Annotated in this window: 10 protein-coding genes and 2 pseudogenes; 6 read left to right on the top strand and 6 right to left on the bottom strand. The window is 72.6% G+C overall.

The genetic code is table 11. From position 1 onward, the window contains the following. On the bottom strand, positions 1–368 hold a 368-nt coding region (locus SSOG_RS05325), incomplete at its 3' end, for a GntR family transcriptional regulator (RefSeq protein ID WP_154686082.1). Positions 369–405: 37 nt separating this feature from the next. On the opposite strand from SSOG_RS05325, the pseudogene SSOG_RS05330 reads away from it, so the two are divergent. Next, positions 406–1,124, top strand: a pseudogene (locus SSOG_RS05330) (pyridoxamine 5'-phosphate oxidase family protein). Positions 1,125–1,127: 3 nt separating this feature from the next. Here the strand turns inward: SSOG_RS05330 and SSOG_RS05335 are convergent. Beyond that, positions 1,128–2,168 (bottom strand): EamA family transporter, encoded by a 1,041-nt coding sequence (locus SSOG_RS05335; RefSeq protein ID WP_050799774.1) that lies wholly within the window; start codon positions 2,166–2,168, stop codon positions 1,128–1,130. A gap of 32 nt (positions 2,169–2,200) precedes the next feature. Beyond that, positions 2,201–2,728 (bottom strand): Clp protease N-terminal domain-containing protein, encoded by a 528-nt coding sequence (locus SSOG_RS05340; RefSeq protein ID WP_009713187.1) that lies wholly within the window; start codon positions 2,726–2,728, stop codon positions 2,201–2,203. A gap of 235 nt (positions 2,729–2,963) precedes the next feature. On the opposite strand from SSOG_RS05340, the gene SSOG_RS05345 reads away from it, so the two are divergent. Together SSOG_RS05345 and SSOG_RS05350 are read left to right on the top strand one after the other, a co-directional pair. Beyond that, complete coding sequence (locus tag SSOG_RS05345; protein ID WP_063631538.1) at positions 2,964–3,581, top strand: HAD domain-containing protein; 618 nt, start codon at positions 2,964–2,966, stop codon at positions 3,579–3,581. Positions 3,582–3,585: 4 nt separating this feature from the next. Then, on the top strand, positions 3,586–4,014 hold the full coding sequence (locus SSOG_RS05350) for a type II toxin-antitoxin system Rv0910 family toxin (protein WP_009713189.1): 429 nt from the start codon (positions 3,586–3,588) through the stop codon (positions 4,012–4,014). 12 nt (positions 4,015–4,026) lie between these two features. Here SSOG_RS05350 and SSOG_RS05355 read toward each other — a convergent pair whose 3' ends face one another. Next, complete coding sequence (locus SSOG_RS05355) at positions 4,027–4,662, bottom strand: PadR family transcriptional regulator (protein ID WP_009713190.1); 636 nt, start codon at positions 4,660–4,662, stop codon at positions 4,027–4,029. Between the two features lie 94 nt (positions 4,663–4,756). Then, positions 4,757–5,737, bottom strand: a complete 981-nt coding sequence (locus SSOG_RS05360; protein WP_039936635.1) for a helix-turn-helix transcriptional regulator — start codon at positions 5,735–5,737, stop codon at positions 4,757–4,759. Between the two features lie 98 nt (positions 5,738–5,835). Between SSOG_RS05360 and SSOG_RS05365 the strand changes: the two genes are divergently transcribed. After that, positions 5,836–6,231 carry a RidA family protein gene (locus tag SSOG_RS05365; protein WP_039936636.1) on the top strand — a complete coding sequence of 132 codons (396 nt, stop codon included), beginning with the start codon at positions 5,836–5,838 and terminating at the stop codon, positions 6,229–6,231. A gap of 117 nt (positions 6,232–6,348) precedes the next feature. Next, complete coding sequence (locus tag SSOG_RS05370) at positions 6,349–7,164, top strand: PhzF family phenazine biosynthesis protein (RefSeq protein WP_009713193.1); 816 nt, start codon at positions 6,349–6,351, stop codon at positions 7,162–7,164. 25 nt (positions 7,165–7,189) lie between these two features. On the opposite strand, the gene SSOG_RS05375 is transcribed toward SSOG_RS05370, so the two are convergent. Then, complete coding sequence (locus SSOG_RS05375; RefSeq protein WP_078510248.1) at positions 7,190–7,990, bottom strand: CPBP family intramembrane glutamic endopeptidase; 801 nt, start codon at positions 7,988–7,990, stop codon at positions 7,190–7,192. Positions 7,991–8,338: 348 nt separating this feature from the next. Between SSOG_RS05375 and SSOG_RS53285 the strand changes: the two are divergent. Further along, a pseudogene (locus SSOG_RS53285) lies at positions 8,339–8,616 on the top strand (hypothetical protein); the annotation flags it as partial.

Consider the following 8,616-nt stretch of genomic DNA (forward strand, 5'->3'; position numbering starts at 1 on the left):
GTGTCGGCGGCGCGCGCCGCGGCCTCCGCGAGGGCCGCGCCGAGTGACGGCAGCAGGGCGGGGTCGGGGTTGCCGGTCGCGAGGTCGCGCGCGCCCGGGGCCTCGACCCGGAGCCACTCGCGGGGTGTGCTCGCCGGGCGCGCCCGCACCCGGGTCCCCCGGCGGCCCGCCGTCTCGATCACGCCGCGCTCGCGCAGGACGCGATAGGCGGCCGCGACGGTGTTCGGGTTGACGCCGAGCCGTGTGGCCAACTCCCGCTGCGGCGGCAGCGATTGGCCGGGCGGCAGCTCCCCGGCGCCGACCGCCCGCTCCACGCTGGCCGCAATCTCCGCTGCGCCACGGCCTTCGATCGGATATTCTCCTAGCACAAACCACATTATGCACTAGTGCAATAGGAGTGCGCAAATGAGTGCGACCACCGAGCCGCCCGCCGAGCCGTCCGCTGCGCCGTCCACCGAGCCGGACGGCACCGCCTACGCCGCGACCGACCGCACCACCCCGACCCGCGCCCGGCAACGTGCCTCGTACGACAAGGAGGTGGTGCACGCGATCCTCGACGAGGGGTACGTCTGCCACCTGGGCTTCATACGCGACGGCGCCCCGGTCGTCCTGCCGACGCTCTACGCCAGGACCGGGTCCCGCCTCTACGTCCACGGCTCGACCGGCTCACGCCCCCTGCGGATGGCGGGCGCCGAGGACCCGGGGCTGCCGGTATGCCTCACGGTCACCCACGTCGACGGCCTGGTGCTCGCCCGCTCGGCGTTCCACCACTCGATCAACTACCGCTCGGGTGGGGGGGGCACGGCACCGCCCGTCAGGTGCTGGACGAGGACGAGCGCGCGGCCGCGCTCGACGCGCTGGTGGACCATGTGGTGCCGGGTCGGGCCGCCGACTCCCGCCGGGCGAACGCGAAGGAGCTGGCCGCCACCGCCGTGCTCCGCCTCGACCTCGACGAGGTCTCCGCCAAGATGCGCACCGGCGGCCCCAACGACGAACCGGAGGACCTGACGCTGCCGTACTGGACCGGCGTGGTCCCGGTCGCCCGGACCCACGGCGCGCCCGTCCCCGCCGACGACCTGGCGCCGGACACGCCCGTACCCGGCTATCTCACGTCGCTGGGGTAGACCCTAGGGGGCGTCCTCCGGGGGCTCGTCCGCCGCCGCGCGGCGGTGCCCCGACTCGGACGCGGCGGGCGCTGGCGCGGCGGGGGGCGGCCCCGCCGCCACCGGCTCCGCCCCCGCCGCCTTCGGCGCCGACGTCTGCGCGATCAGCGCCCCGCCCAGCACCAGAACACCGCCGACGACCTGGACCGCGCCCAGGTGTTCGTCCAGCAGCACCCAGGCCAGTACGGTCGCGACGACCGCCTCCAGACAGGCCACCACCCCGGCCACCTGCGGCGACAGCCGACGCACCGAGAGCACCCCGGTCAGGTACGCGATCACCGTGGCGATCAGCACGATCCAGCCCAGCAGCAGCACCGCGGGCACCCGCGTGCCCGCGAGGTCGGCCTGCCCGGTGAGCACCGGCCAGTGGGTCTCCCACGGCCGGGCGATCACCGTCAGCGTCGCGGCGCCGATCAGCAGCCCGTACGCGATGACCCCGAGCGGATCGGCCGCGTCCTGCCCCTCGCTGCCGTGGTCGGACAGGACGAAGTAGCCGACCTGGCAGCAGGCGGCGCCGAGGGCGAGCGCCAGCCCCAGCGCGTCGAAGCTCAGCCCGGACCACACCTCCACCACACACGCGAGCCCGCCCACGGCGAGCACGACGCCGACCGCCGCCGCCCGGCTCACCGGCCGCCGCTGGACGAACCGGACCCAGCCCAGCACCAGCGCGGGCGCGAGGTACTCCACGAGCAGCGCGACCCCGACCGGGATGCGCGAGAGCGCCGCGAAGTAGAAGGCCTGGACGCCCGCCACGGCCAGCAGGCCGAAGCCCAGCAGCAGTCCGGGGCGCCGCAGCGGCAGCCGGCGGTGGCGCCAGGCCAGCGGCAGCATGACGAGGGCCGCGCCCGTCACCCGCAACCAGGTCACCTGCAACGGTTCGAGCCCCGCCTCGATCAGCGGTTTGGCGGCGACGCCCGAGCCGCCGAACGCGAGCGCCGAGACCAGGGCGAGCCCCAGACCGACTCCTCTTCCCTGGCCATGGCGCTGGCCTTGCGTGCTGTGCATCGGGCCATCATGTCAGCCCGATGTCAGGACCGTCACCCCGTTTGCAACTGGCACGATTCTCCGTCCAGCGCCGTGACCAGCAGATCCACATCCACCCCGGCCCGCCGCAGCACCTCCACGGCCCGGCACTCCCGGTCGTAGGTCAGCGCGGCGAGGAGGTCGGGGCCCTCGGCGAGGAACGCGCCCCGCGCCGCGGCGCGCCCGGCGGCCGCGGCCATCGCGGTCGCGGCCGCCGGGGACCAGCCGGGCACCCCGTCACCGGCGCCGGTCACGGAGGTCTCGACCGCGCCGCTCCACCGGAGCCCGTAGCCGATGGTGCGCTGCACCAGATAGCCGAGCAGCCGCACCACTTGGGGCGGACCGCCGGCGAACGCGCCCCACACCCGCGGGTCGTTCTCCACCAGGGTGTGCAGCAGATGGGCCGTGTCGAGGTGGGGGTCCCCGTCGCGTACGGCGCGTCGGCGGGCCCCCGTGACCACGGCGGTCAGCCGCTCGCTCAACCGGTCCTCGAACCCGGCGGCGGCCGGATCGGCGGAAGCGGAAAGGGTAGGACTTCGCACGCTCTCACCCCATCAGTCCCATGAGGCCGAAGCGTCCTCAGCGGGAAGCATGTGCGCATCCCACGGTAGTTGGGTGCCGATGACCGGAAATCATCCTCGGGGAGGAGAGAACCCGGCCTTCCTCCCGACTCCGAAACCCCTCGAAACTCCCGCGGCACGCAACCATCGCCCGCCCGGGCGCCGTCCCCCTCTCACAACCGCGCCTTTCCGCCGCACCGTGCCGCCAAGGAGTCCCATGACCGCTCGGCCGCTGCTCTTCCTGGACATCGACGGTGTCCTCAACCCGGTCCTGCCGACCGACGGGTTCACCGCTCACGACATTCTCGACTTCACCGTCCTCCTCTCCCTCACCCACGCCAACTGGCTGCGCGAGCTGTCCTCCACCTACGAACTGGTCTGGGCCACGACCTGGGAGCACGAGGCCAACCGCCATATCGCGCCACTCCTCGAACTGCCCCAGCTGCCGGTCGTCGAGTTCACGGGCTACGTACCGCGGCCGGACGATCCGAAGCTGCCCGTCCTGGACCTCTTCTCGGGCCGCAAGTGGGCGCCGATCCTGCGGTACGCCGCGGGCCGCCCGTTCGCCTGGGTGGACGACGTGATGCCGGAGCGGCTGGTGAGCCGGTCCCGGCTGCGGCGCGACCAGCTGCTGCTGCCGATCGACCCCGCGTACGGGCTGTGCCGGGAACACGTCGACCGGCTGCTGGAGCGCCCGCCCCGGACGCGCCGCCTGCACCGGCTGCGGCCGCGCTCCGCACGGAAACCGCGAGCTGACGGTTCGTCAGTATTGAATGTTCCGGGTGGCGCGGCTACGGTGCGCAGTCCCGCCGCCGGACGCCCGGAAGGGACATAGCCCCATGGCCGAGGTCAGCGCGCAGTTACGCATCGAGGCACCGGCCGAGAAGGTATGGGCCCGGCTCACCGACTTCTCCTCGTACGGCGACTGGAACGTCACCCACGTCGGCTTCCCGCAGGGCACGCCCGCCGCGCCGGGGCCCGCGGCGACCTACCAGGAGAACATGCGGCTGATGGGCTTCCCGGCCGAAGTGACCTGGACCGTCGAGGAGTACGAACCCGGACGGGTGTTCGCCACCCGGGGCAAGGGCCCGATGGGTGTGCACCTCGGTATGCGCTATGCGCTGACGCCGGACGGGGACGCGACGACGGTCCGTGTCGACGGCGACTTCATGGGGGCGGCGGTGTCCCTGATGGCAGGAAAGCTCAAGGACTCGGCGACCACGGCGCTGGACGAGTCACTGCGCAAGCTCGCCGCGCTGGTGGCATAGCCGCCACCCCACTCAGCTCTCGTCGGCCTCGTCGTCCTGCTCGGCGAGAATCAGATACAGCCGCTTCCGCGACTCGTTGATGACGGACAGCGCCTTCTGCTGCTGCTCGGGACTGCCCGTCTTCCAGACCTGCGCGAACGCCTCCATCAGGCCGAATCCGGCCTGCCGGACCTCCTGCATGGCCTCCCAGTCGATGCCGCGCCCGGCCTCTTCCCACGGGGCCTGCGGCCCCGCCTCGGCCTCGGTACGCCCGGCGTCGGTGAGCGCGTACAGCTTCTTGCCGCCGTCGCTCTCGCTGCTGATCATCCCCTCGTCCTCGAGGAGTTGCAGCGTCGGGTACACCGAACCGGGGCTCGGCTTCCACGCTCCCCCGCTGCGCTCGGCGATCTCCTGGATCATCTCGTAGCCGTGCATCGGGCGGTCCTTCAGGAGGGCCAGGATCGAGGCGCGCACATCGCCGCGCCGCGCCCGGCCGCGGCGCCCGCCGCCGCCACGCCCCCGGCCACCGAACGGAGGCCCGCCGAAGGGGGGTCCCCCGAAGCCGCCGGGTCCGGGGCCGAACGGTCCGAAGGCCGCTCGCCGCTCCTCGAAGTCACCCCGGTCGCGCCGACCGGGTCCGCAGTGTTCCTGTCCACGGTGGTGCCTCATCGTGACGCTCCTTTCATCATCGATCCATCACGATGGCTCAACGATATATCGGAACCGATCGAATGGCAATGCCATGACCTCATGAGAGGGCTTCTCACTCGGGGGGTGCGGCTCCGTAGCGGGTGGCGATCTCGGCGGCGCGGTCGCGCAGGGAGGTGCGCAACGACTGCGGGGCCAGGGCTTCCGCGTCCGTGCCGAGCTGCCACAGCGCCCATTCGGCGTGTCGTGAATCCTGGAAGGTCGCCTCCAGCCGCAGCCAGCCGTCCGCGTCGGGTTCTTCCGCGCGGACGGCCAGCGCGGTGTCCAGCAGGTCCTCCCGCCGCGCCGGGTTCACCCGGACCCGCACGGCGATGTGGTCGCCGCCGGAGAGAAACCGCGCGGAGCGCTCCCGCCAGATCCGGTCCAGGTCGACCCGGTTCGGCCGCTGCGCCGGTTCGGGGAGTTCTTCGGCAGCCGACACCCGCGACAGCCGGTAGGTGCGGTCCGCCCCGGATCTCGTGGCCAGCAAATAGACCCGGTCGCGGACGGTGACCAGGCCGATCGGGTCCACCGTGCGCCACTGTGGCGTCTGGCCCGTGGCCGCGTAGCGGATGCGCAGCTTGCGTCCGGCGAGCACCGCGCGCCGGACCTCGATCATGGTGGTGCCGGGTATCTCATCGGTGACCAGCCGACGTGAGAGCAGGTCGGTCTCCGGGTCGACGAGAAATCGCTGGGCCGCGTCGTTCGCGGTGTCCCGATGGCTGTCGGGCAGCGCGTCGACCACCTTCCGCAGGGCCGAAGCGAGCGCCGGGCCGAGGCCGAACACCTGCTCACCGCGCCCCGATCCGGCGGCCAGCAGGGCGAGGGCCTCGTCGTGGTTCAGTCCGGTGAGCTCGGTCCGGAAACCGGGCAACAACGCGAACCCGCCGTGCCGGCCGCGTTCGGCGTAGACCGGGACACCGGCCGCGGACAGCGCCTCGATGTCGCGCAGCACCGTGCGGGTGGATACGTCCAGCTCGCGGGCCAGCGTGTCCGCGGTCAGCCGACCGCGCCGGCGCAGCAGGAGTACCAGCGAAACCAGCCGGTCAGCACGCATACGAGAACCCTATCGAAATACATGACCGAGGATGTCGTGATTTGTTGGGAGGCTCGCTGCCACGACGTCCCGATGAATCGAATGGAGCGGATGTGGCGATGGAACGAACCGCGGTCAACCCGGTGACATGGTCGGTGGAGATGGGGTTCAACCAGGGTGAGGTCGTCTCCGGGCACACCCGGACCCTGTACATCTCGGGTCAGACCGCGATGGACGGCGACGGCAAGCCCCAGCACGACGGCGACATGGCGGCGCAGTTGGCGCTGAGCGTCGACAACCTGGAGGCGGTGCTCGGCGAGGCCGGTATGACTCTCGCGAACCTCGTCCGGCTCAACGTCCACACGACCGATGTCGATCTGCTCTTCCCGCACTACGGCGTGCTGGCCGCGCGGTTGGGCGCCGCCGGGGTGGCGCCGACCACCACGATGCTCGGGGTGACACGACTGGCGATCCCCGGCCAGATGGTCGAGCTGGAGGGCACCGCCGTCGCGTGAACGCGGCCTCGCCGCCTCCGCTGCCCGTGCCGGTCGAACCGGCACGGGCAGCGGGCAGGTCCACCGTTCGGGGATTGGCCATGGCCGGTGCTCCGCCCGCCGCCTACGGTCGGGACCATGCGGATACGAATCGTCGACGCCTTCACCGACCGCCCCTTCGCCGGGAACCCGGCGGGAGTCGTCCTGCTGGACACCGACGCCTTCCCGGACGACGCCTGGCTCCAGGAGGTCGCCGCCGAGGTCAACCTGTCCGAGACCGCCTTCGCCCACCCGCTTCCCGAAGGGGCCGAGGCCGACTGGGCGCTGCGCTGGCTCACCCCGGCCACCGAGGTCAGCATGTGCGGCCACGCCACCCTCGCGACCGCACATGTGCTGCGTACGACGGGCGCCGCCACCGGCACCGTACGGTTCGCCACGCTCAGCGGGGTGCTGTCCGCCGCAGGTGACCCCGACGGCACGATCACCCTGGACTTCCCGACCGCCCCGCTGACCGAGGTCACGGTCGCGAACGAGGTGACCGACGCGCTCGGCGCCACGGTCCTCTCCGCCCGGGACACCGGCCCCCAGGTCGGCGATCTGCTGGTGGAACTGGCCGACGAGAAGTCCGTACGGGCCCTCACCCCCGACTTCACGGCGCTCGGGCGGCTGGTCAAGCGGGCCGTCATCGCGACCGCGCTCCCCGAGGACCCCGCCTCCGGCTACGACTTCGTCTCGCGCGTCTTCGCGCCCGGCGTCGGCATCGACGAGGACCCGGTGACCGGCAGTGCGCACACCGCGCTCGCGCCCTTCTGGTCCGCCCGGCTCGGCCGCGACGAGCTGACCGGACTCCAGGCTTCCGCCCGTACCGGGCTGGTCCGCACCGCGCTGCGCGGCGACCGTACGCTGCTGACCGGCCGGGCCGTCACGGTCATCGACGGGGAGCTACTGGTCTGAGCGGCCCGCGAGGGGCCGGGGCGGGTCAGGCGGTGGGCAGCCAGCCCACCTTGCCCGCCAGCAGGGCGTAGCCGACGAACGCCACGATGTCGATCAGCGCATGCGCGGCGACCAGCGGCCCGACCCGCCCCCACCTGCGGTAGAGCAGGACGAAGACGACGCCCATCGCCATGTTGCCGAAGAAGCCGCCGATCCCCTGGTACAGGTGGTACGAGCCACGCAGCACCGAGCTGGCCACCAGCGCCGCCATCGGCGTCCAGCCCAACTGCCCGAGCCTGCGCAGCAGATAGCCGACCACGATCACCTCCTCCAGCACCGCGTTCTGCACGGCGGAGGCGATGAGCACGGGCAGCTTCCACCACACGTCGGGCAGCGCCTCGGGCACCACCGTCAGATTGCCCCCGGCCGCCCGCGCGCCCAGGTAGAGCAGCAGTCCGGTGCCGCCGATGCCCGCCGCGATCGCGGCGCCCCACGCCAGGTCGGAGCGCGGCCGGGTGCGGTCGAAGCCGATCGCGCGCAGCCCGGCGCCCTCGCGCAGCAGCAGATGGGCCACGAGCGCGACCGGCACCAGCGCGGTCGCGACCCCGAACAGCTGCCAGGCGAGGTCCAGCCAGGGGCGGCCGGGCGCCTGGGAGCCGTTCATGGTGGCCGCCTGGTCCTTGAGCCCGCCGGGCTTGGTCACCGAGCCGACGAAGCTGATCAGCGCGGAAAGGGCGCTCGCGCCGAGCGACAGCGCCAGCACGAGCAGCGTCTCGTTGCGCAGGATCCGTCGCGGCAGGTCGCCCTCGATCGCGGGCAGCTCCGCCCCACGCGCCTCTGACTGCACTCCTGCCTCCACTTCCGCTCTTCTTACCTCATCGGCGCGCCCGCCCCGCTAAGGTCTCGAAAAAACATCCGAGATCGCGCACGAGCAGGCTGGGCCGGGCGCCATCCGCCGGCGCGCCGCCCTCCTGACAGCGTCATCTTCCAGGAGAGACAGATCGCCATGGGACGCCACAGCCAGCCCGACGAATCCGACGGTCCCGACTACTCCGGCATATTCGATGCCATGGACCGCGCCGATCACACCGATCACACGGATCGCGCGGATCACACCGATCGTTCGGGGCGTATCGATCACTACGCACCGGACAATACGGGGTCCAGACCCGGCGCGTCCTCCCGACGCCGGACCGTGGCGATCTCCACAGCGCTGGTGCTCGCCGTCGCGACCGGCGCCGTCGTGGTCTTACGCGGCGGGCTGCTGCCCTCCGCCGAGTCCTGCCGGAGCAACGCGGTGCGGCTCTCGGTGGCCGCGTCCCCGGACGTCGCCCCGGCGCTGCGCAGCGTGGCAGACCACGCCCGGAAGGCGGGCACCCGGTCCGATGGCCGCTGTCTGGACGTGAAGGTCACCAGCCGCCCGGCGTACGAGGTCGCCGGCGCGCTCGGCGACGCGGGCCGCACCCCGGGGTT

The organism is Streptomyces himastatinicus ATCC 53653 (assembly GCF_000158915.1).
Lineage (GTDB): Bacteria > Actinomycetota > Actinomycetes > Streptomycetales > Streptomycetaceae > Streptomyces > Streptomyces himastatinicus.